Source organism: Halomonas aquatica, assembly GCF_040196335.1.
Lineage (GTDB): Bacteria > Pseudomonadota > Gammaproteobacteria > Pseudomonadales > Halomonadaceae > Halomonas > Halomonas aquatica.
Map to the genome: position 1 here is coordinate 85,128 of NZ_JBEGCJ010000007.1, position 21,498 is coordinate 106,625.

A 21,498-nucleotide genomic window follows, 5' to 3' on the forward strand; every position below is an offset into this window, starting at 1 on the left:
TTGAAATGACCGCGCTCTGCTTCGATCATCCCAACGGCACTATTTGCCACCTCTCGGTGAGCGATGTGCGGCTACCACGGGCGATCCTGGCGCAGCGGCATGAGGCCCAGTCGGCGCGCTTCGCTCCCCATGCGCTGAGTCTGAACCTCGATGACTCCGAGCTGGAGGGGCCCCTGGAAGCGCCGCTGTTCTTCGAGTGGCAGCGCCTGGAGTGGCTGTTTGAGCCGGGAGAAACGTGCCATTTCCAGCCTCCGCTCAGGCTGTTCGTGAATGACGCCCCCCAGGAGCGGGTGAAGTCCAAGCCGCTTCACGGCAAAACTCGCCTGATGGGCTCCATCAACCTAGAGAACAGCGTGGGGCTGACCCGGTTCGATGTACGCGACGCTAGTGGCAAGGTCCTGTTTGCGCTGGATACCGAGGTGTTCCCGCAGAAGCTGGACTACAAGGATGACTTTCCAGCCATGCTGGATGAGATAACCGAGATCTTGTATTCATTGGCGTTCGATGCCTTTACCAAGACTTTCGCCTCGACCAGGCCGCGCTCGACCTACCACCAGCTGACCTCGGAATGGCTGAACCTGTTCAAGGCGCTCTATCACAGCCTGGAGCAGAGCCTGGATACGCTGCTGCGCTCACCCAAGTCCGACCTGCGCAAGGAGTCACGGGTGAAACCCATCCACCGGGTGAAGCGCGCGACGCCCCGGGCGATCAAGGCAGCCACCCAGCGGCCAGACCGCTATTGCCGCGGGGGTGGGTTGCAGGTCGCCCCCGGTGTCGAGCTATCGCACCTGAGCGAGCAGCACAAGCGCATCAGCTACGACACCCAGGAGAACCGTTTCGTCGCCTGGGCGATCACCGACATATTGCGCCAGATTCAGCGAGCCGTTAGGCACCTGAGCGGTAAGCAGGGGCTGGATCCACAGCGTATTCAGCTTGAGGTAGAGGCGCTGGAGCGCAGCAAGTCGCACCTTCGCCGCCGCCTGCGGGGCCCGGTGCTCAGCGAGGTGGGCACCTTCAACCACCAGATGTTTTTTTCCACGGTGCTGACCATGGCCCCGGGGTACAAGGAGTTTTACCACCGGTTTCTGCTGCTGCGGAAAGGCCTTACCATGGCCGAACACCCGTTGTTCAAGATGGATTACAAGGATGTCGCCACCATCTACGAATACTGGTGCTTCCTGAAGACGGTCAGCTTGCTGCGTGAGAACCCCAAGTACGACCTGGCCAGCAATGACATCATCAAGCTGGAGCACAACCGCTTCAAGGTGAGCCTGAAGAAGGGCAAGTGCTCGGGGGTCAACTTCGTGCAGCGCGGCACGGGCGACGATATCTCGATCTACTTCAACCGCTTGTTCCAGCGCGTGCCCTATACCTACACTTTCGATCAGCGCCCAGACCAGTTCATCGAGTTCTCGCGTAGCGGCTTCGGCAAGGATCGGGACAAGAAGTCATTCAAGGTGGTGATGGACGCCAAGTACCGCTTCGATCGCGAGTCGGCCGGCTACCCGGCGTCGGCGAATCCTTATGGGCCGCCGCTGGATACCATCGCCCAGCTGCATCGCTATCGTGATGCCATTCTCTGGGAGCAGGGGCAGGATGAAACCGTCAAGGTGGCCAACAAAAGCATCGGCGGCGTGATCCTGTTCCCTTACCCCGAGGACGAGCAGGACTTCGTTGAGCACCCCTTCTACCAGAGCATCGACAAGGTCAACATCGGGGCGATTCCGCTGCAGCCTGGCCGAACCAGAAAGAACGCTCTGTTCCGGCAGTATCTGGATAGCCTGTTCGAGCAGCCGGGTGAGGTGATCACCGAGTCGCTCTATCACTACGATAACCGGGTCTATCAGCAGCGCCGCCAGTCGAGCAAGGATCTGGTGATGGTGGGGTTGATACCCTCCCGGCAGCGGTCGGCGAGGCTGCAGTACCATTTCGAGCACCAGGTCTTCTATACCCAACGCCATGAGTCATCGCGCTATCCGCTGCATGAAGTGAAGGCGGTGGCGCTCTATGACCAATCGAGCCGCTCGATCATCGGCTGGGCGGATGTGCTGGGCATCGAGGTGTTGCTGGGCAAGGAGCTCAGGCGCACCGGCACGATTTGGGCGCCCAGCAAGCCCGACCAGCCCTACTACGTGTATCGCCTGGGCCCGATCCAGCGCATCAGCCTGCTGTCCGGCTACCAGATGAAGGGCAACCGCACCGGTCGCTACTTCATTTCCCGGCTGGGCCTGGAGCTGGCGATCGACGAGCAAGAGCCGCAGCTGCAGTTTATTGACAGCTGGGAGCAGTTCATTAAATGGAAGACGCTGAAGACTCGCTACCCGGTGGTGCGTGTACAGCGCAATCGCAACCAAGACATCGATCAGAGCACTGGCAGACCAGTGAGCGATCTAGAGTTCATACCAGAATCAGACGTGGAGCCGTCATAATGTCACTGAAAGCCTGGCGAGACATTGCTACGCCACACAAGGATGTACTGGGAGGCACATTCAAGCAGTCGGAATTCGCTGCTGACATTACGCAAGTGGCGACCGGCACCGCAGAGGAGGAGTATCAGGACGCTGAGAAGTTCTTCGCGCGCACCTATATCACCGAGGGGATGCGGCTGCTGTTGATCTCGGTGGCCCAGCGCCTCGCGGGCCATGGTGGTGACCCGGTCATCCAGCTGCAGACGGCCTTTGGTGGGGGTAAGACCCACACCATGCTGGCGGTTTACCACATGGCCTCGCGCAAGACGTCTACCGATAAGCTGCATGGCGTGTCGCCGGTGCTGGACGAGGCCGGTATCAGCGAGCTGCCAAGCGCTCGCGTCGCGGTGATCGACGGGATCAACATGGCACCGAGCCAGCAGTCGGTGAAAAAGGAAGGGCAGAAGGTCTCCACGCTGTGGGGGGAGCTCGCTTGGCAGCTGCTGAGCGACCAAGGCCTGGCCATGGTCAAGGACTCCCATGAGCAAGGCACTTCGCCCGGCAAGCAGGTACTGGTGGAGCTGCTGAAGAAGGCAGCGCCCTGCGTCATCCTGGTCGATGAGCTAGTGTCGTATATACGTCAGTTTGAGCCGGGCAAGACCTACTCAGCCGGTACCTACGACAGCAACATCAGCTTTATCCAGGCGTTGACCGAGGCGATGAAGGCGGTACCTAACGCCATCCTGCTGGCATCGCTGCCTGAGTCGGAGCTGGAAGTTGGTGGCACTAGAGGTCAAGAGACCCTGCTTGCTCTTGAGAAGTTCTTCGGCCGCGTGGAGTCGGTTTGGAAGCCGGTGGGCACCGAGGAAGCCTTCGAGATCGTGCGTCGCCGCCTGTTCGAGAACGCGGGCGATCGCGCCGAGGTGGAAGGCATCAGCCGCCAGTTTTCGGATTTCTATCGGCAGCATGCCGAGAAGTTTCCCACCGAGACACAGTCCAACGAGTACTTCGAGCGCCTGTGTCGTTCCTACCCGATCCATCCCGAGGTGTTCGACCGTCTCTACGAAGACTGGTCGACGCTGGATAAATTCCAGCGTACCCGCGGTGTGCTGCAGTACATGGCGATCGTGATTCACCAGCTGTGGGTATCGGGCAACCGCGACGCTTTGATCATGCCGGGGTCACTTCCTTTGGAAGACAGCAGCGTGCGCGATAAGAGCATTCACTACCTCCCTCAAGGCTGGCAACCGGTGATCGAGCGTGAGGTGGATGGACCGCGTTCCGCCGCCCTTGATCTTGACAGCCAGATTGCCCTGTTCGGGAGTATGCAGGCCGCTCGGCGTGCCGCACGGACCATCTTCCTCGGTAGCGCCGCCTCCAACAGTGTCCAGGCGGCCCGCGGCATCAAGCAGGAGCGGATTCTGCTGGGGGCTGCACAGCCGGGCCAGTCTCTCGGTGTCTTCGAGGACGTGCTCAAGCGCCTGCGTGATCGCTTGCACTACCTCTATTCCGAGCAGGATCGCTTCTGGTTCGACACCAAGCCCAACCTGCGTCGTGAGATGGAGAGCCGCAAGCAGAACATCAGTGAGCGTGACGCGCTGATTCCCCTTCTGAAAGAGCGCACCACTCGCCTGATGGGGCGTCAGCACCATTTCGCCGGCATTCATGTCTTCAACCCATCGGGCGATGTGCCGGATGAGTATGGTTCAGGGCCCCGCCTGGTGGTGGTGCCCACCAATGCCGCCTTCAGCCGCACCGAGACCAACCAGGCCTACAATGCGGCTGAGGAGATCCTGCGCAACCGCGGCGATCAGCCTCGACAGAAGCAGAACCGCCTGATCTTCCTGGCCGCCGACTTTGACGTAGTCAGCCGCCTGAAAGACCAGGCACGTACCTTCCTGGCCTGGAAATCCATCGTCGAAGACATCGATAGCGGCACCCTCAACCAGGATCTCGTCCACCTGCGACAAGCCAAGCAGAGCCGAGATGCCGCGGACTCCTCCCTGTCGCAGCTGATCCGTGAGACTTACAAGTGGCTGATGGCGCCGGTAGAGGAATTCGTAAAGGGCAAACCCAAGCTAGAGTGGGAGGTGGTGCAGATATCCACCACGACCCCGAACCTGGTCGAGACGATCGAGAACAAGCTGCGCGAGGAAGAATGGCTGATCTACGAGTGGTCGCCGATCTTCCTGCGCAACATCCTCAATCAATGGTACTTCAAGGATGGCGTGAGTGAGGTCAGTGCCCTCAAGGTCTGGCAGGATTGCTGCCACTACCTCTACCTGCCGCGTCTGGTGAACGATCAGGTCTTCAAGAACGCCATGCACCAGGGTGTCGCCTCGGAAGACTTCTTCGGCTACGCCTCGGGCAAGGAAGGAGACACCTACCTCGGCTTCGCCTTTGGCCAAGGCAGCATCGGTGGGCTGGATAGCGAAGCCCTCATCATCGAGCGTGAAGCAGCCAAGGCGTATCGCGACAATCTGGCTGAGGAAGCCGCTAAGCGTGCCAGGGAACAGGGTGGAAGCAGCGATGGCCAACCTGGATTTACAGCCACCGGAGAAGGAAACGAATGCGGGACGGCCCCCACTGGAGGGCCTGCGCCCATGGGCGGGGCGACAGGCGGTGGACCTACCGCTGATCCAGTGTCCACCAGTGCGATCAAGAAGCACTTCTATGGCACCGCCGAGTTGGATCCGCTGAAGGCGAAGATGGACTTCGCCACGCTGGTCGACGAGGTCGTCGAGCAGTTCTCCCTGCGCAGCGGGGTAGAGGTCAAGATCTCCGTGGAAATCGAGGCCACCAGTGCCGACGGCTTCGATGAGGCGCTGCAGCGGACCATCAAGGAAAATTGTAATGTGTTGAAGTTTAGTAGCTCGGAATTTGAGGGAGAGTGAAGAATCATGTTTAAGTCAAGCAAGTTGGTTATCCGTTTGGGGGTAATCATGGATAAAATGTGTGGTTTTGATTGATTGGCTATTGCCACAGTTAATTGTGCCTGGAGCATGCTGGAGCAAGGTTTTTTATGTTTAAGAAATTTTTGACGGTTGTGGTTTTTTTTGCCATTTCAACTTCTTCTGTTTTCGCTAACAGCTATGATGAGGGAGTCGACGCATATGAGGCTGGTGACTACAAGGAGGCAATGGAGATTTTGTTGCCATTTGCTGAGCAGGGTAATGCTGAAGCGCAGGTTGTTATAGGTACTTTACATAGTTCAGGGATGGGGGTTGATAAAGATAAAGAGAATGCTGCGAGATGGTTTCGAAAGGCTGCTAACAAAGGAAATGCCGTGGCAATTTTAAACTTAGATTTACTCTATTCGAGAGGCGAGGGGGGAACGAGCGAAGAAATCTTTTCTTGGTATTTAAATCTAGCGAATTCGAAGGAATCCTTAGATCCAAGTAATCCCGGTAGTATTTATGTCACGGCTCAATATAATGTTGGACTTTTTTATTTGGAGGGTAAAGGAGTTGAGAGGGATCCTGAAGAAGCTATAAATTGGCTAATGGAGGCTGAGAAAAATGGATCTTTATCTGCGAAGTATGTACTTGCCATGGAGTATTATAAAGGTGATATTTTAGATAAAGATGCGAGAAAGGCATTCGATTTATTTGAGGTATTGGCAAGTGAGGGAGATGCTCGGTCGCAATACTTCATTGGCATGTTTTACCTTGAAGGAGATGTGGTCCCTCAGAACCACTCTAACGCCTCGTATTGGTTTAAAAAATCATCTGAGCAAGGTGTGCCTAACGCTCAGTATCAGCTGTCGAGTATGTATACGCAAGGCCTAGGGGTTAGAGAGGACTTGGTTATTGCATATTTTCTTTCTTCATTGTCTGCAGCTCAAGGGCATGAAGGCGCCAAAGAAATCAGAGATATTTTATTTGATTATTTGTCTAGGGATCAAGTGGAAGAAGGTCAACGTTTAACAGCGCAGTGGGAAGTTGGCACTAGGCTGCCAAGTCATGAAGATACGCTGACATGGCCGTGATTGTTTGAGGATTTATTTATCAGATGGCTCTGCTGGGAATTTGGGAAATGAATAGGCTGTACTTTCCAATTAACAGTAGGGATCGTCGCAACGGTTTTTTATTAAATTTCCATAGGTGTATAAAATTAAGTGTAATAACAAATCGGAATGTTGGAGTTTTCATGTCGAGATCCCTGAAAGAACAGCTGATTTCCGAGCTTCGTGCATCTGGGCAATACGATGTCGCTGAAGCTGTTGAAGAGGGAAAGGCTAACTCGCTTCCTCAACTGAAAAAAGATGTTCTAATGTCCGCGGCATCTAAGGTTAAAAGCGGTGATGGAAGAGTTTATTATCATCACGGGATGGCGGGGCCATCCCCTTCTTCTGGCACTGGAGGTATTTGGTCCGGTGGGTGGGGATATCCTGAGGCAGATGCTGATGATAGTGGTCGAGGATCATGATTAATCGGGACTAAATAACTAGTGCCGATAACTACCCTGATTTACTTTTCAAAGTGAAGCAGGGCGTGCTGTGGTAATTGCCCACATAGACAGAGCATTATCAGGTCCATTCTTGTTGTGTTGGGAATGTGCTAAATTACTTCATCGCTAAGCTAATCCCCGCCCCCGGCTGACCCCCGGAGTCAGACCACCTACCGCCACTACCCCAGCTTCACTCGCCGCTACGTCCGCTCGGTGATGAACATGATGGGCTTGCCCAAGAAGCCCAAGGTCGAGGCCGAGTTGTTCGCCAGCATGCTGCAGGATCAAGAGCTCGCGCTCTCCATCAACGGCGAGGTGCTGATGCTCGAGTGGCACCATGCCCGCGAGGGCAAGGTGGTGGTGCTGGAGCCGACCTTGTCGCAGTGGCTGCAGTCGGTGAAGCTCAGCCAGGTGCAGGGTGACGCCTGGTCATGGCCCTGGGGGTTCAGCACCCTGCCCTTCCCGACGAGCCAGACCTTCCATGGGCTTCCGGTGGACGGGGCCCTGGTAGCCTGGGTGGACTCCACCACGCTGCCCGGAGGCTACGAGAACTTCCTGGGCGCCCACGGCAACCCCAACGGCGTCGACATGCAGGGCATAGGTGAGGCGTGGCTGATGGTGGCGGTCCACAATCCGCTGGACTCCCAGCCAAGCGTCAATCCCACCATGCTTCGCGGCGCCTTTTCGCCCGAGCAGATTAGTGACTTCATCAACCGCGAGGCCATCGAGCATTCCGGCGGCAGCGCTGCCCCGCTGGCGGACGAGGAGGGGATGATCCTGCGCGAGGTGGTGCGTTACGTGCTCTCCCTGGGCATGTACATCTCCGCCTACCCGGAGGCGCAGTCGAACGGCGTGCCGACCTGGATGAAGAACAAGCACCCCGAGGGCCGGAAGGGCATCCACTTCGCTCAGGTGGGCGTCGACCGTGAGGATCGCGAGCTCTCCTTGGCGATGACCGCGCCGCGCTCGGTATCGCCTTACTGGCGGCAGCTGCGCGACGAGCGCTTCTACCGCGGCAAGTGGGCCGACCACCGCCGCGGCAGCCGCTATGTGCTGGTCAGTGGTTACGAGGTGGGGGCGGGGAAAACGGTTGGCGTTGAGCAGGTCGAGGAGTAGCGGCATGGTAGAGGTCATCGACGACGACTTCATGGTCTGTACGGACTGCCTGATGATCATCGCCAACGACGATGCCAGCGGGCTGGACTACTCGCTGGATGAGGAGACCGAAGGCCGGGAGCAGGAGATCCGGGAGGCCATCGCCGAGATCCAGCGGGAGGAGGGACAGATCGCCGTGGGCGATAGCGGCAGGGACGACGAGTTATCCTCAAGCCCCTGTGCCTGCTGCGGCACGCGCCTGGTGGGGGCGCGGCACCACTTCGTGATCCTGGGCTGCGGCCGGGAGCGGTGAGCTCACGGCCAGCGTGAGAGATTACTTGCCGGCCATGGTCTTGGCCGCGTCGTACTCGGCGTCGAGGCCGGACTGGGTGTCCAGCGACGGATCGATTTGCTTCAGGCCGACGTGCATCATCGACAGCAACTGCAGGCCAGAGAAGTCGCCGTCCAGGCTCTTGAGCGTATAGCGCTTGTCCGGGTCGTTGATGGAGAGCCCGCTCTCGCCGAGCTTGGCGATCTCGAAGACCACCTTGGCAAGCTCTTGCTGTTCCATGTTTTCGAATGTCTCGAAGGCGCCGGTCATGTACATCACTGCGTCCATGCGCAAGCCACCGTCGGCCTTCTCCTTCATGGTGCCTTGGGCGAGGCGGCTCAGCGCCTTCTTGGACTCGATGGCAATCGGTGACGACGAATCCAGGTCAATGATCCGCTTGTAGATGCCAGTGGCCTGCTCGGCGTTCTGAGGCCCCATTTCCTCCAGGCTCAGCGCCAGACCATACAGTGTTGCGACATCCTGAGGGTTGGCCGCCAGGGCGCGCTCGAAGAATGGCTTGGCTTCCTCGTGCTTGCCGCGCTTGGCAAGCAGACCGGCGAGGTTGCGGTTGATCCACAAGTCGTCGGGCAGTTGCTTGGCTGCGTCGCGAAGCACGCTCTCGGCCTTGTCCAACTGACCGAGCTTGATGAATGAGAAGCCCAGGGCTGCGTGGGCATGGGCGTAATTGGGCTCGGCCTCGGTGCACGCCTTGAGCGGTGCCACCGATTCCTCGACGCGGCCCATCTCAGACAGGCATACGCCGTAGTTGTAGAGTATCTCGGGATCGTTGGTCATCTCGGCCATGATCTCGAGCGCGGGCAGTGCATCCTCCAGGAAGCGGTGCTCGAGCAGGCCCAGGATGTACTGCTTGGGCTCGACGCCTTCCTGCGGGACCGCGACGCCCAGCACATGCCCATCCTGGACGACGAGCGCGGCCGAATATCCCTTCGCCGCGTACTGGGTCGTCAGGGTGAGCAGGACCGCATCCTCGTACCCCGGGTCATCTCGCGGCGGCAGCCCATCGAGATTGATGTCGTCGAGGCTGCGTTTGAAGATCTCAGGGGCTTGCAGCATTGCTTCACCTTCGGGGCGTTGGATATCTGGTGGAGCATGTTAACAAGGAATGCCCCTGGATATGGAGGATGAGCTGCGCTTGTGAACGTCGATGATCACTTGCCAGGGGACTTGCTCCATCCCGGCCGGGATCTCGGCACTTCAGCGGCCATCGAGTCTCTGACCCATACTGTTGAGCATCACCTCAGGGAGGAGACCCGCATGTTGTCCCACGCCACGCTCAAGACTCGCCAGCGCGCCGAACGCGAACACCATGCCGAGGGCATCGCCCTACGCATCCACCGGGCACTGAGCTGGTTGAATCGCGCCGAGTTGTGCGATGACGAGGACGGCCGGTTCATCTTCCTGTGGATCGCCTTCAACGCCGCCTACGCCAACGACCTGGGCGACATGCGCATGGCCGAAAGCCGCCTTCTGGGGGAATTCCTGCAACGTCTGAGCCAGCTTGATGGCCACAACCATCTCTATGGCCTGGTCTGGCGACGCTACCCCGGCGCGATCCGTCTGCTTCTCGACAATCGCTATGTCTTCCAACCCTACTGGGATCATCAGAATGGTTTTCCCGGCAGTGACGACTGGGAGCAGCGTTTTGCATCTGCCCGTAAGGCAGCACATGCCGCGCTGGCCAACCAAGCCACCGGCACGGTGCTGAGCATCGTCTTCCAGCGCCTCTACACCCTGCGAAACCAGCTGATCCACGGAGGTGCGACTTGGGGCAGCTCGGTGAACCGGGAGCAACTGCGTGACGCCAACAAGGTCATGGGCGATATGGTACCGGCCATCATTGAGATCCTGCTGGATAACACGCAGCGGCACTGGGGCGATGCCTGCTATCCGGTGCGCTCAGAGTGAGCCGCGACTGCTCCAGGAGATTTTATGCAAGCAAGTGCTTGGCGAGGAGGATCCCGCGACAACCCGATCTATGGCATCCGAGTTGGCCGGCCAAACCGCGGCGTTTACTTCATTCGCAACTGGACCAGATTCGAAGTGGAAATGGATGGTCAGTGGGAGTCATTCACTTTAACACTCGGCTTCTGGAATCTGTGCACGGAATTTCGCGACTGAATCGCCCCAGATATTCTAGACGCCCGATGTCGAGATAGCCGTCGCCTACCGGTACGACGCTGCCAATGCCCTGAAGGGCTATGAGATGCTCGGCAAGCACCTAAAGCTCTTCACGGATCGCCACGAGCATGGTGGCAAAACTGAGGCTGTAAACAGGGTAGAGCTAGTTGCTCCCAACATGGAGCCTGAAGAGGCCAGCAGGCTATATCGGGAAATGCTGAAGGGCCAGCCCTAGATATCATAGATGCTGCGCTTATTGTTTGAGTTCAGGAACAAAATCCGGAGGGTTTCTCGCAGCCTTTTTCTGAATCCGAGAATACAGTCGTTCAACACAGTCCTTAACTTTTCGAAAGCCTGATTCCCTCAACTCAAAATCTGACCCCAGATAGAGATGTCGGTTTATCTCAATCATGATGGACGACACTCTTCGATCCTTCTGATACCTCACCAGAGGAACCATGGTCCCCGAGTAGGGATGATTGATGCTGACGGAGAAACCCTGCGCCTCGAAATGATCTTTCACCATTTCGACAAGCCATGACGGCGTATGAAAGTCGTCAGTCCCGAGACAAATGTCCGGGCGGTTCGGGGCCTGACTCTGATCGCAGGGAAGCGCCTGCGCCGGAAAGGAATGTCCATCGATAATCATAACGCTCCCGTTTTTTTCAATGGCCTGCTTGACGAGTTTCTCCAATTTTTGGTGATGTGGCCGATAGTATTTCGACACCAGCTTCTCCCGGGCATTGGAACTCAAATCCTCCCGAAACCTTCTGCCCTCGGTGTCATGTGTGTAAAGCACCCCCATGCCTTGGGCGGCCATCGGCTCGGCATCGTCTTTTTCAAAACGCTCGACATCAACCAAAAATCGATTGACCGGAAAAATGAGCGAGGTGACTTCATCAAGCGACGAATTAAAAATTTTGTCAGTGAAATGATCGTTAAGTTTTTTTACCTCATGCACGAGCTTTTCTTTCGAGCGGAGAAACCCCGTCTGATCGTCTTCGGGTATTGCCATACTGCTGTGGGGAATGTGCGCAATGATAGGCCACTTTCCCAATGACCGTTCTGGCCCAGCATTTTGCTTCATACTTTACCCCTCGAGCTCATCAAGCTTTCATAGTCTGAATTTGGAAACCATCAATTCTGAATTATTCCAAGGTGAGGAAGAATAAAAATATGTTGCTATTCCCCAATCTTTAGCCCTGACCGTTCTACCTTTGAGGCCTGCGTCTCCTTTCCTACTTCCTGTCTGTGAAAATTCTTCGGCTCTATTTTTCATGGCGCTTTCGATCTTCAGACCGCCAGGAGAGCGGTGATCGTGACTGCGGTTTTTTCATGACTACTCCCCTGTTTTGAAGATTGTTGAGATAGGCGCCGGAACCACCGCCCTGAAGGCCCTATTCGTCTCTCTGCTGGATCATCACGACTGTACCCTGTAGCTATACCTGAAGCCTAGCGGCTCTCGCGTCCGATTCTGAGGCGATCTGAGGTGGGCTCTATCGAGACCGACGTCGTGGTGCTGAATGAGGGATAAGGGCTGGCCGTCCTTGGCCGTGAATCTGTCTCTGGGGCGCACCCACTAGACGACCGGGGCCGCGAGATAATGGCGCCGTCTTTAGCGTGGACCAGGACTCTCAGGTTCGCTGTACGAGATCGCCGACGGGTCATGTACTCCACCGCCTACTCCTACCTGGGGGGACGCCGAGCCCCAGACGCACGCTATTTACGGCAGTTTCGTTTTGGCTTCGTTTCCGCCTCGCTGAGTAGCAAGTCCCGCGCCTCGACAGAGGTGCCGGCCATCATCCAACCGGAAGCGGACAGAGAGCCCGCGGCTGTGAGCCAACCAGCAGAGTGACAGCGTGCCGGTGCCGGTGCCGGTGATGGTCGCGATGTTCACTTTTATGCTGGTGTTGGCGTATGTTTGCTGTGGTCGGAGTGGACTGAAAAAAATGATCGGCCAGATTTTTGTCAGGGAGGACATTCATGAAGATGCTCAAGCCGGTAGTAGGAATTTTGTTGGCTTTATCCATCCAGCCCGCTCTCGCAACTTGCATAGGTTACGACGGACCCGGAGGCCCGTGTTACGACGGACCTGGCGGTCCAGAGTATTCCGGACCCGGCGGCGCAGCTTACGACGGGCCGGGTGGACCGAGGTATGACGGACCTGGCGGTCCAGAGTATTCCGGACCCGGCGGCGCAGCCTACGACGGACCCGGCGGTCCACGCTATGACGGACCCGGCGGGGCGGCCTATGACGGGCCAGGGGGGGCTTGCTACTCGGGACCGGGGGGACCGTGCTACTCGGGACCAGGAGGTGGAGATTACTGTCCCAAAGCTTGTCGCTAATCGATCAGGGCCAGGTCTTGGTGTCTTTCGTGGTGGGGAGAGGAGTCCCCACCTGCCATTGGGAGGCGAGGCGTTGGCCCTCGGAGATCTGTTCACTGGAGAGTGACTCGAGACTTATGTCGCGATTTTTGCTGGCATTTCGGTTGCCGCGGGCGGCTGCCAGATTCGCAAGGACGTACGCAATAACAGGATCGTTGGATACACCTTCGCCATTGAAGTACATGATACTCAGGTTGTACTGGGCACGATCATCACCCTGCTCAGCAGCGCGGCGGTACCACTGAGCGGCCTTCCTGAAGTTCTGCGGGACGCCCTCGCCGCTGTCGTACAAATAACCGAGGTTGAACTGGGCAGAGGCATTACCCTGCTCGGCGGCGCGGCGAAACCACTTAGCGGCCTCACCGTGGTTCTGCGTATTGCCTTCACCGCCGTTGTACGACAATCCGAGCATTACCTGGGCGTCGGCATCCCCCTGCTCGGCCGCACGTCGAAACCACTTGGATGCTTCGCTGTAGCTCTGCGGGACGCCTCTGCCGCTCGTGTACATAAGTCCGAGGTTGTACTCGGCTCTAGTGACACCCTGCTCGGCGGCGCGGCGAAACCACTTAGCGGCCTCACGATCGTCCCGAGGGACACCATGGCCGTAGTTGTACATCTTCCCGAGTATTACCTGGGCTCTGGTGACACCCTGTTCGGCAGCGCGACGATACCACTTAGATGCCTCGCGGTAGCTCTTCGGTACGCCCTCCCCATTGAAGTTCATATAGCCGAGGTTAAATTGAGCTAAGGGATTGCCCTGCTCGGCGAGAGGCCTGAAGTTTTCTATGGCCGTTGAGTAGTCCCCACTTTTGTAGGCCTCGAGGCCCGCTTCAAAAGACTGACCAACGGTAAAGCCTGACAGGCTCATGGCGGCGGCGAGCAGTGATACCTGGATGAGACGACGCATACTTGAGGCTCCATTTCCATTTCTGTGGCCCCCAGCCTAGATCATCCTCTCGGGCTGCTGCAGACCCTCCAGGTGAGATTCTGATTACTGACCCTGACCTCGGAGGTCATGCGTGTCTGTCCCGGCACCGAAGGTGGACGCTGGGGTGGATGAAGTGGGCACGGTAGACACCCATCTAGATCGCCCGGAGAAGCCGCACGAGGCGAGCAAGGACGACACTCCAGCGATGACCGCCCCGGACTGGCGAAGCCTGGTGGACGCCATATGGAGGTCCGAGAAGTGACCTTGAGTCAGGGCCAGATCATGGGTGTCGAGGCGGCGCTCGAACACGGTCCTGGACTCGAGGGCGGCTAGTACACCCCGCTCTCGTCGATCAGCTGCTGGGCCTTCTCTCTGGAAACTCCGTGATCTCTCATTACCAGTTCGACCAGGTCGCGCGGCGGTGAAGCGGCGCTGTTGCTGCTCTCAGTCGCGTCGTTGTCGAGCCTCTGGTCGATTGGAAACTGTCTCGTCCGCATCATGCTGGCGAAGAGCTCCCGCTCTTTCTGACGCTCCTTTTCCGGGCGCTGAGCACTGGCCTGACTCGAGTCCTGATCGGCTTCGTCCTCGAAGTCTCCAACGCGGTCATCGTGACCCTGGGCTGCTCCATCCGTAGTGGCGGATGAAGTCATCGAAGACCCTCTGGACGCGTGGTTGGAGCTGATCTCGGGCCCAGTCGAGAAGATCGGATCGTCCGGCTTCGCCAAGCCTTTGTTGATAATCTTGCCCATCGGGATTCTCCTTCCAGTTGTTATCCGCGAAGCCCCCGTCGAGGCGACTCATCCTGGCCGCTGAGGCGTCGGCTTCAATGATCTGACCTGCGACGTCACTCTGGCCCCGAGGCCGACAGCCGCCTTCCATGGCTCTCACATCAGAAGCCTAGCACTCGTCGCTATCCTCTTCGGCCTGACACTGAACTTCGAGAAGGTCGTCGCTCACGGGCAGGGCAGCACAGCAGCAGACGACATCGGGCCGCAGACGGGGGCATCGAGCGGCTCGTACCAATGCCTCGTACCGGAACCGAGAGAGCGCGAACCGTCGTCGCCCTGGTTACAGGACAGAACAGGCATTGCCCGCCGGCTCGTGTCTGCTAGTATGTCAGTATTACCGACGACAGGATGCCGCCATGAGCGACCGCTACATGATTACGTGCCGGGTGCCGGACGAGCTGCGTCAGGAGCTGGACGACATCGCCCGCCAGCGTCGCCAGGCGACCGGGGATCAGGTGACGAGATCCGAACTTATGGTGGAGGCCATCGAGGCTTTCATCAGGAAGGAGCGCCGGAAGAAGGCGTGATGAAGCGCACCCGCGACGGTGGCCGCCGTCCGGGCGCATGACACGGCGAAAACGGTGTGGAGATCCTGAGCCAGTACCGACACGAGCCGCTGAACCGGGCGACCATCGACCTTGCTCTACGCCTGGCTCGCCTGACACGACTGGAGGCCACCCAATGAGCATTGAGCAGATGACGCCGCCATGGGGGCAGTGCTACATAGCGGGCACCCTGGCCGGCGACCCCGACGCCGCCGAGGGGCTGATGACTGCCCTGCCAGACTGCAAGCGTGGGCACATGGCTATTGCTTTGGCAGAGCACGGCATTGCGGCGCCGGCCCTTGGAAGTTTCCTGCGCAGATGCTGGGAGTGTGACCACGGATACCTTATAGCCGCATGCCGGGAGCGAGGGGTTAGCCTTGGGATCTTGTTCGCCGCTGCCGACTTTGGTGATGTAGACCTGCCTGAAAAGACACTGACAGTCTGGCGCGGCGGATCCGGTATGTCCCGCCAAGACCTGGCTGCTGGTCTTTCATGGTCAACAGACCGCGACTGCGCCTGCTTCTTTGCGATGCGCTTTGGAGAGACGTTCGGCAAGCCCCTGGTAGTGCGGGGGAAATTGATCGAGATGAAGTCGTGTTCTTCACCAATGAGCGTCGCGAATCTGAGGTTGTGGCGGGGGCGGCTCCGTTCAATGTCGAAGTGGATGGAACGCCTGACGACTGGCAGGCCGCTATGGAGCGATACAAGGAGGCCGACAAATGAAATTCCGCATTGCCGAGGGCGATGCCTGGATTGCCGACCCGCAGACCGGCCACTGGCTGACCGATGACGAGAAGGACGTCTTCGGGGCGTGGAGGGCCGCGAGATGATCGTCTACACCATCGACCGGCCCTATGAGGACGGCGTCATCGAGATCTACACCGTGGAGCGGGGCGGGGGCTCCTATGAGGTCCGCACCATCGAGCGGGGGGAGATCATCCGCGACACGGCACGGCATGGCACCGTCGGCATGCTCTACACGTCGCCCGCCATCGCCCTGCGCGACGCCCTGAACCATGACCAGCCGCCCCGCGCTGCCAGTCACAAGGACCGCGCACTCGACGCCCTGGTGAACCTCGCCAATGAGCTGCAAGGTTCGCCAGAGGGCGACCGCTGCGCCGACATCATCCGCCACGCGATGGACGTGATCGACGGCTATGCAGCATGGCCACCTGACCACGACTAGACCACCAGCTACGGGACATTGCCGCCCAGGGATCATGACCTGATCGCCACCGCCTGCTTACAGGACAGAACAGGGGCCCCGCCATCGCAATGGCTGTGCCAGCTGTAGCCGCTTGGGGCGTGCCTCAGCACCTCTCCAGGATTTTTTTAAGGGGAGGGGTGGCTCCGTTCAAATCGAAGCGATAGACAGTGCCTTGTCTATTGAGCCGGAGGTTTAGCTGGCTCGACCTCGCTGCTTGCTCGATGAAAGCCCTCTGGTTCCCTCGGTACCAGCTGTTCTTGTACTTCATCATGTTCATCATCCAATACGTGGTGTCTGCCTTAGGGGCCTCCTCAAATTTGTGTGTCGTAGAGATCCTCATGTAGTTGTCTGGAAGGTCGTCGGGGAACATGACATCCCGTGTAGCTAGCTGGACGCTCAGGCCCTCGGCTGGGTTGCACGAAAGGTAGAGGGAGGCAGCCGAAGTATCCGAGGTTGATACCCTTAAAGTGGAAATGACCTTGTTGCTGAAGTCATCGCCTCGCTCTGAAAACTCCAGGTTGGGGTTTGCAATGGCGCTTGACGCAAAGGTGATGCTTACAATCAGTGTGAGCAGCTTGATATTCACGATACCTCCTTGTACTGATAGACACCTATTAGATTAGCCTACTTAGCATCGTGGTATCCTCTGTCGCGGAGTGACACGCTGACACGGGCCATGCTTGAGGAGTTCGTGGCTCTGCGCCGAGAAGTAGAGCAGCTACGCGCTGACCTTCGCCGTCTCCCTGCCCCGAGCCCTCAGGGCCAGAAACAGCGCCCCCAAAGCCTTCCCATCCCCATTCCGACCAGCCAGCCTAGGACGAACAGCCCTGGTACTTACTGCCCGACAGAAACCGACACCTTCACCAGACACCCCGACAGGGGCCGACAGTGTTGAAATCCTGACCAAGTTCGATGCTCTGCTGGAAGTGGTCACAGACCAGCGTGATGAGCTGCGTAGGCTTCGTGAGGAGGTGGTAGAGCTTCGGGGGCAACTTGCCCCAAGGCAGGTAGAGCAAGGGCCGCTGAGGAGGACCACTGATGGACGATCAAGCCGAGCTGCGGAAACGATACCGGGCATGGTCACGAGCCTTCGACAGAGGCGAACGCCGGCCTTTCCCCGATGAGTGCCGCGACCTGCGCTGCGGTGCCAAGACGAGGGCCGGGACACCGTGTAAGCGCCGCGATCTGTATGCGTCAGGCCGTTGTCGCCTTCATGGCGGGCTATCGACCGGCCCAAAGTCGGGTCCGAGGGCCAAGCGACCCGAGCCGCCGAAGGTGGAGGAGCCCTATAACCCGATGGAGAACCCCGAGTTCCTGGAGTGCCTGCGCCGCCAGGGTATCCCGGTAAACGACGTCACCGAGCGGGTCCGGTATCGGTAAATTTTCGCTCACGGGCGGGGCGCCCTGGCCATATCCCATGAGAGGGTTATAAAACCTGTCATCCCAAAGCCCATGAGGGATAACGGATCATCACGCCAAACCCCATGAAAGGTTGGTAAATGTTGGGATCGAAAGATCGCCTGTCTGCGCCCTGGATCACTACCGGAACCGGCGAGGTAAACAGCCAGGTGGACGAAGTGGACGCGGTGGACGCTCGTGTCTACCACCGTCCACTAGAGCCCTGGACGATACTGGAAAGCGAGGAGCCCTTGGTCAATCCCACTCGCCTGGAAGAGGCCGATCAACGCGCTACTCGTACCGAAGCCCGTATCGAGTCCCTGGAAGCCGATATGGAACGCCTGCGAGCCAGTTCCAAGGGTAAAAAGAAGGGGTGATGAGGACATCGGCATGCCGACCCGCCACACGATGAAGAACCGTTGCGTTCACCTAGAGGACGGAATTCGGGTGATTGTGGCGATACCGCCGCCCCGTCCGATACTTGTGACCCTTGACCCCTACCCAGTGCGGTTTGCCCGCCACTGGCGATGCCGTTGGCTGCTGCTGCGGCGAAAAGCCCGATCGTTGTTCTAGAGCATCAGTACTAATGGACGATGACGAACGAATCGAGGAAGTATTCGATGGCCTGGCTCGCCTGAAGTGAGTCAGGTCGGGTGCTCTGTGTTTTCACTTCGACAACCTCACCTTGGTGGGTCAGGAAGAAACCTCGTTCTCGCACGATAGATCCTTGATAGTCGTATGCTTGCCGGTAGCTAAGGCGTTTGTTATTGGTGCCAAACGACTGCCACTCCATCTCCAGGAGCTCCGTCGGTGAAACGAGACGAGATTTCTCTTTGAGGATGGCTTCCAAGGCTCGCCGTGGGCCAAGTTCTTCGAGCTGAGGGGATAGAGCGTAACGGGTGATCTGATACACGATGACGCCTTGGTCGCTTTCTTCACCGCTTACGTAAGCAGTTACTTCCCCGTCACGCCCTTCTCCAGACAACTTTTCTACTTCACCCGGGAAGACAGCCCCGTAGCGGTCATCTGGGCTCATCCATGTCTCGGAGGGCAGGTGGGCAGTGGAATCGCTGCTGGAAGATTGGTTTGGTTGCTGTGCTGAAGAGGAGGTGGTTACTGGGAAAAAGTTCGCCATCAAGTAGGGGAGCGTCGTCCCAATGGCGATGATTATGGCAAAGCGCTTCCAGCTAGCCTTGATTCTCATTGCTGCTCCTTGATGAGTCGTCCTAGGCCACACCTGTTTTCTCACGCGGTGCTCATCGAACCGGAAGAGGTCGTTGCTGCAGGTTGATGACAGCCAGAATGGCTCTAGTACTCCCCGCTCTCGTCGATCATCTCCTGGGCCTCTTTTCTCGAAACCCCGTGACGCCGGGCTACCAGCTCGACCAGGTCGCGCGGCGGCGAATCTCCGCTGCCGCTCTTCCCGGTCGAGTCGGTAAAGTTGTCCATCGGCGGCTGCTTCACCTTGCCGAGACGGCTGAAGAGGTCGCGTTCGGCCTTCACCGCCTCGGGATCTCGATCCACTGTCGGCGCGTGGTTGGAGCTGATCTCTGGCCCAGTCGAGAAGATCGGATCGTCCGGCTTCGCCAAGCCTCTCCGTGTAATTTTGCCCATACGGGTTCTCCTTATCAGTGGGGCTGTGGCCTTCACCTTAGGCGATAGCCTCTCCAGCTGCGATGGTCTGCCTACTATCGGTCTTTAGGGTGTCCCAGGCGCAACTGAGGTAACGGGGGGGGTATCTACTGGTTTCTGATGTCGGGGAGTAAGAGCCCAAACCCCATGAGAGGTTGATAAAAGTTGACGTCGATAGGCTGCCGACGAGCCCTGATAGCTGACGCTGTGGCTCCCTGCGCGCCGATCATACCCGAGCTCTACCGATGCGCCCGCCGAAGCTCTGCGCCGCTTGTGCGCGATTCTGAGTCGATCTGAGGGGGTCTCTGTCGAGACCCGACGCCGTGGTGCTGGATGACGGATAAGGGCTGGCCGTCCGTGGCCGAGGAGTTGTCTCTGGGGCGCACCCACTAGGCGACCTGAGCCGCGAGATAATGGCGCCGTCTTCAGCGTGGACCAGGAATCTCATGCTCTCTGTACGAGATTACTGACAAATCACGTACTCCATTGCTCACGGGACTCGGCGGCGGCTGGAGCGGCTCGTTGCTGACAGTCGGGTACGAAGTTCGAGAGAGGTTTTCAGAACAGTACGCGCGCGGGCGTCACGCACTATCTTCACGCGCCGTCCGACATGGCGAGGGCGGCAGCGACCTGACAAAACCTGACATCGGCGACGGCTGCTGTAGGACAAAAGGTACTCCACCCCCCCTTCTGCCTGCGGGGACGCCGAGCCCCAGGCGCGCGCTATTTACCAGCACTCCTGCTTCGTTTCGTTTCCGCCTCGCTGAGTAGCAAGTCCCGCGCCTCGACTGAGGTGTCGGCTATCATCCAACCGGAACCGGGCAGAGAGCCCGTGACTGTGAGAAAACCAGCAGAGTGACAGCGTGCCGGTGCCGGGCCATGATGTCGGTCGCCCTACAGACAAAGCCCGACACTGCCCGACATGCCCGCTCTGACCATCGGCCGCATGGCCAAAATGTACCGCCTGCACCGCTCGACGCTCTATGAAGCCGTGGAGAAAGGCCGCTTCACTGCTGGCTTTGACGGCAAGGGGCAGCGCGTCATCGACCTGTCCGAGATGATCCGAGTTTACGGCGAGCCGCCCGGCCAGCCTGGCAAACCCGACACCAACCCGACACCTTCGCCCGACACCCCACCAGACATCGCCCAGGCGATGCTCGAGGAGCTGCGAGCGATGCGTGCCGAGCTGGTCGCACTACGGGAGGAGGTGGCTCAACTGCGTGCTCTACCGGCCCCTGGTCAGGGTGCCTCTCATCCCGACGACGAGCGCGTTGGGCGCGGTGAGGGTAATGAGCCAGGCGGGCACGACGAGGCTGCTGCGCCTTAAGAGCAGCAGGGGGATGAACCGCCTGCTCGATCCTTCAATGATCTGCTGGCCAAACTGAACGCCTGCGTTGGCGAGTGACGGCCACCGTAGTATCGGCACCGTCCGGCAAACGCTCAGCTTAAGTCCGGTCAGGGCCAGGTCTTGGTGTCTTTCGTGGTGGGGAGGGGCTTCCCGACCTGCCACTCGGAGGCGAGCCGCTGGCCCTCAGCGATCTGTTCTCTATTGAGCTTCTCTAGAGTGGTGTCTCGTAAATGAGGATACCCTACCTTGCTCTCAGTAGCCGCCAGACTCGTTAAGATATAGGCCATAACGAGATTCCGGCTGACGCCCATGCCTTTGGAGTACATGTAGCCGAGATGGCCCTGGGCATAGGCCATCCCCTGCTCGGCTGCGCGGCGGTACCACTGCGCGGCCTCGAGAAAATTCTGAGGGACGCCCCGACCCACTTGAAACGCGTGGCCGAGATCGGCTTGGGCACTAAGATTGCCCTGCTCGGCGGCGAGACGAAACCATTTCACCGCCTCGCCATAGTCCTGCGTAGTGCCCTCACCACTTCTGTACATCCTGCCGAGTTCGGCCTGGGCATAGGAGCTCCCCTGCTCGGCAGCCCGGCGGTACCAATGTACTGCTTGGCTATAGTCCTGCGGAACACCTTTGCCTTCGCTGTACATGGTACCCATAACTGCTTGTGAAACCATTTCACCCTGCTCGGCGAGAGGCCTGAAGTTATCTATAGCCGTTGAGTAGTCACCCATGTCGAAGGCATGGGCACCCTCTTCCAAAGACTGACCGACGGAAAAGCCTGACAGGCTCATGGCGGCGGTGAGCAGTGATACCTGGATGAGACGACGCATACCGGAGGCTCC

19 protein-coding genes and 1 pseudogene are annotated in these 21,498 nt (G+C 58.6%); 12 read left to right on the forward strand and 8 right to left on the reverse strand.

The window, feature by feature from the left end:
- Positions 1–5 precede the first annotated feature (5 nt).
- From ABE960_RS14545 to ABE960_RS14570, 6 genes are all read left to right on the forward strand, one after another.
- Entirely contained in the window at positions 6–2,429 is a 2,424-nt protein-coding gene (locus ABE960_RS14545; RefSeq protein WP_349763020.1) for a DUF2357 domain-containing protein, read from the forward strand.
- Positions 2,429–5,302 (forward strand): ATP-binding protein, encoded by a 2,874-nt coding sequence (locus ABE960_RS14550; protein WP_349763021.1) that lies wholly within the window; start codon positions 2,429–2,431, stop codon positions 5,300–5,302. Before ABE960_RS14545 ends, ABE960_RS14550 begins: the two co-directional genes overlap by 1 nt.
- 128 nt (positions 5,303–5,430) lie before the next feature.
- Positions 5,431–6,396: a tetratricopeptide repeat protein gene (locus ABE960_RS14555; RefSeq protein WP_349763022.1), complete on the forward strand. Its 966-nt coding sequence runs from the start codon at positions 5,431–5,433 to the stop codon at positions 6,394–6,396.
- A 161-nt stretch (positions 6,397–6,557) separates the two neighbouring features.
- A complete protein-coding gene (locus tag ABE960_RS14560; protein ID WP_349763023.1) occupies positions 6,558–6,836 on the forward strand; it encodes a hypothetical protein in 279 nt (92 codons plus the stop codon).
- 243 nt (positions 6,837–7,079) lie between these two features.
- A complete protein-coding gene (locus tag ABE960_RS14565) occupies positions 7,080–7,973 on the forward strand; it encodes a hypothetical protein (RefSeq protein ID WP_349763024.1) in 894 nt (297 codons plus the stop codon).
- Between the two features lie 4 nt (positions 7,974–7,977).
- Entirely contained in the window at positions 7,978–8,265 is a 288-nt protein-coding gene (locus ABE960_RS14570; RefSeq protein WP_349763025.1) for a hypothetical protein, read from the forward strand.
- Between the two features lie 21 nt (positions 8,266–8,286).
- Here ABE960_RS14570 and ABE960_RS14575 read toward each other — a convergent pair whose 3' ends face one another.
- Positions 8,287–9,357 carry a tetratricopeptide repeat protein gene (locus tag ABE960_RS14575; RefSeq protein WP_349763026.1) on the reverse strand — a complete coding sequence of 357 codons (1,071 nt, stop codon included), beginning with the start codon at positions 9,355–9,357 and terminating at the stop codon, positions 8,287–8,289.
- A 201-nt stretch (positions 9,358–9,558) separates the two neighbouring features.
- Between ABE960_RS14575 and ABE960_RS14580 the strand changes: the two genes are divergently transcribed.
- Complete coding sequence (locus tag ABE960_RS14580) at positions 9,559–10,209, forward strand: hypothetical protein (RefSeq protein ID WP_349763027.1); 651 nt, start codon at positions 9,559–9,561, stop codon at positions 10,207–10,209.
- Between the two features lie 466 nt (positions 10,210–10,675).
- Here the strand turns inward: ABE960_RS14580 and ABE960_RS14585 are convergent, their stop codons facing one another.
- The 3 genes from ABE960_RS14585 to ABE960_RS14595 form a co-directional block, all read right to left on the reverse strand.
- The gene (locus ABE960_RS14585; protein ID WP_349763028.1) at positions 10,676–11,509 is read right to left on the reverse strand and encodes an N-formylglutamate amidohydrolase; all 834 of its coding nucleotides are present in this window, start codon (positions 11,507–11,509) and stop codon (positions 10,676–10,678) included.
- Between the two features lie 1,263 nt (positions 11,510–12,772).
- A complete protein-coding gene (locus ABE960_RS14590) occupies positions 12,773–13,714 on the reverse strand; it encodes a tetratricopeptide repeat protein (protein ID WP_349763029.1) in 942 nt (313 codons plus the stop codon).
- A gap of 350 nt (positions 13,715–14,064) precedes the next feature.
- Complete coding sequence (locus ABE960_RS14595; RefSeq protein ID WP_349763030.1) at positions 14,065–14,484, reverse strand: hypothetical protein; 420 nt, start codon at positions 14,482–14,484, stop codon at positions 14,065–14,067.
- Between the two features lie 395 nt (positions 14,485–14,879).
- Here ABE960_RS14595 and ABE960_RS14600 point away from each other — a divergent pair, with 395 nt between their 5' ends.
- Complete coding sequence (locus ABE960_RS14600; RefSeq protein WP_349763031.1) at positions 14,880–15,050, forward strand: hypothetical protein; 171 nt, start codon at positions 14,880–14,882, stop codon at positions 15,048–15,050.
- An 844-nt stretch (positions 15,051–15,894) separates the two neighbouring features.
- Complete coding sequence (locus ABE960_RS14605) at positions 15,895–16,254, forward strand: hypothetical protein (RefSeq protein WP_349763032.1); 360 nt, start codon at positions 15,895–15,897, stop codon at positions 16,252–16,254.
- Between the two features lie 124 nt (positions 16,255–16,378).
- Here ABE960_RS14605 and ABE960_RS14610 read toward each other — a convergent pair whose 3' ends face one another.
- Positions 16,379–16,861 carry a hypothetical protein gene (locus ABE960_RS14610; RefSeq protein ID WP_349763033.1) on the reverse strand — a complete coding sequence of 161 codons (483 nt, stop codon included), beginning with the start codon at positions 16,859–16,861 and terminating at the stop codon, positions 16,379–16,381.
- A gap of 452 nt (positions 16,862–17,313) precedes the next feature.
- Here ABE960_RS14610 and ABE960_RS14900 point away from each other — a divergent pair.
- Together ABE960_RS14900 and ABE960_RS14615 are read left to right on the forward strand one after the other, a co-directional pair.
- A pseudogene (locus ABE960_RS14900) lies at positions 17,314–17,505 on the forward strand (HGGxSTG domain-containing protein); the annotation flags it as partial.
- 269 nt (positions 17,506–17,774) lie between these two features.
- On the forward strand, positions 17,775–18,050 hold the full coding sequence (locus ABE960_RS14615; protein ID WP_349763034.1) for a hypothetical protein: 276 nt from the start codon (positions 17,775–17,777) through the stop codon (positions 18,048–18,050).
- A 206-nt stretch (positions 18,051–18,256) separates the two neighbouring features.
- On the opposite strand, the gene ABE960_RS14620 is transcribed toward ABE960_RS14615, so the two are convergent.
- Both ABE960_RS14620 and ABE960_RS14625 read right to left on the reverse strand, forming a co-directional pair.
- Complete coding sequence (locus ABE960_RS14620; RefSeq protein WP_349763035.1) at positions 18,257–18,877, reverse strand: hypothetical protein; 621 nt, start codon at positions 18,875–18,877, stop codon at positions 18,257–18,259.
- A gap of 104 nt (positions 18,878–18,981) precedes the next feature.
- Positions 18,982–19,287 carry a hypothetical protein gene (locus tag ABE960_RS14625; protein ID WP_349763036.1) on the reverse strand — a complete coding sequence of 102 codons (306 nt, stop codon included), beginning with the start codon at positions 19,285–19,287 and terminating at the stop codon, positions 18,982–18,984.
- Between the two features lie 940 nt (positions 19,288–20,227).
- On the opposite strand from ABE960_RS14625, the gene ABE960_RS14630 reads away from it, so the two are divergent.
- Positions 20,228–20,632 (forward strand): hypothetical protein, encoded by a 405-nt coding sequence (locus tag ABE960_RS14630; protein ID WP_349763037.1) that lies wholly within the window; start codon positions 20,228–20,230, stop codon positions 20,630–20,632.
- A 128-nt stretch (positions 20,633–20,760) separates the two neighbouring features.
- Here the strand turns inward: ABE960_RS14630 and ABE960_RS14635 are convergent, their stop codons facing one another.
- Positions 20,761–21,486, reverse strand: a complete 726-nt coding sequence (locus ABE960_RS14635; RefSeq protein ID WP_349763038.1) for a tetratricopeptide repeat protein — start codon at positions 21,484–21,486, stop codon at positions 20,761–20,763.
- Positions 21,487–21,498: the final 12 nt, after the last annotated feature.

Excerpts from the sequence above, each read along its gene's own strand:
- ABE960_RS14545 (WP_349763020.1), top strand. The coding sequence starts at position 6 with ATGACCGCGCTCTGCTTCGATCATCCCAACGGCACTATTTGCCACCTC.
- ABE960_RS14550 (WP_349763021.1), top strand. The coding sequence starts at position 2,429 with ATGTCACTGAAAGCCTGGCGAGACATTGCTACGCCACACAAGGATGTA.
- ABE960_RS14555 (WP_349763022.1), top strand. The coding sequence starts at position 5,431 with ATGTTTAAGAAATTTTTGACGGTTGTGGTTTTTTTTGCCATTTCAACT.
- ABE960_RS14560 (WP_349763023.1), top strand. The coding sequence starts at position 6,558 with ATGTCGAGATCCCTGAAAGAACAGCTGATTTCCGAGCTTCGTGCATCT.
- ABE960_RS14565 (WP_349763024.1), top strand. The coding sequence starts at position 7,080 with ATGATGGGCTTGCCCAAGAAGCCCAAGGTCGAGGCCGAGTTGTTCGCC.
- ABE960_RS14570 (WP_349763025.1), top strand. The coding sequence starts at position 7,978 with ATGGTAGAGGTCATCGACGACGACTTCATGGTCTGTACGGACTGCCTG.
- ABE960_RS14575 (WP_349763026.1), bottom strand. The coding sequence starts at position 9,357 with ATGCTGCAAGCCCCTGAGATCTTCAAACGCAGCCTCGACGACATCAAT.
- ABE960_RS14580 (WP_349763027.1), top strand. The coding sequence starts at position 9,559 with ATGTTGTCCCACGCCACGCTCAAGACTCGCCAGCGCGCCGAACGCGAA.
- ABE960_RS14585 (WP_349763028.1), bottom strand. The coding sequence starts at position 11,509 with ATGAAGCAAAATGCTGGGCCAGAACGGTCATTGGGAAAGTGGCCTATC.
- ABE960_RS14590 (WP_349763029.1), bottom strand. The coding sequence starts at position 13,714 with ATGCGTCGTCTCATCCAGGTATCACTGCTCGCCGCCGCCATGAGCCTG.
- ABE960_RS14595 (WP_349763030.1), bottom strand. The coding sequence starts at position 14,484 with ATGGGCAAGATTATCAACAAAGGCTTGGCGAAGCCGGACGATCCGATC.
- ABE960_RS14600 (WP_349763031.1), top strand. The coding sequence starts at position 14,880 with ATGAGCGACCGCTACATGATTACGTGCCGGGTGCCGGACGAGCTGCGT.
- ABE960_RS14605 (WP_349763032.1), top strand. The coding sequence starts at position 15,895 with ATGATCGTCTACACCATCGACCGGCCCTATGAGGACGGCGTCATCGAG.
- ABE960_RS14615 (WP_349763034.1), top strand. The coding sequence starts at position 17,775 with ATGTTGGGATCGAAAGATCGCCTGTCTGCGCCCTGGATCACTACCGGA.
- ABE960_RS14620 (WP_349763035.1), bottom strand. The coding sequence starts at position 18,877 with ATGAGAATCAAGGCTAGCTGGAAGCGCTTTGCCATAATCATCGCCATT.
- ABE960_RS14625 (WP_349763036.1), bottom strand. The coding sequence starts at position 19,287 with ATGGGCAAAATTACACGGAGAGGCTTGGCGAAGCCGGACGATCCGATC.
- ABE960_RS14630 (WP_349763037.1), top strand. The coding sequence starts at position 20,228 with ATGCCCGCTCTGACCATCGGCCGCATGGCCAAAATGTACCGCCTGCAC.
- ABE960_RS14635 (WP_349763038.1), bottom strand. The coding sequence starts at position 21,486 with ATGCGTCGTCTCATCCAGGTATCACTGCTCACCGCCGCCATGAGCCTG.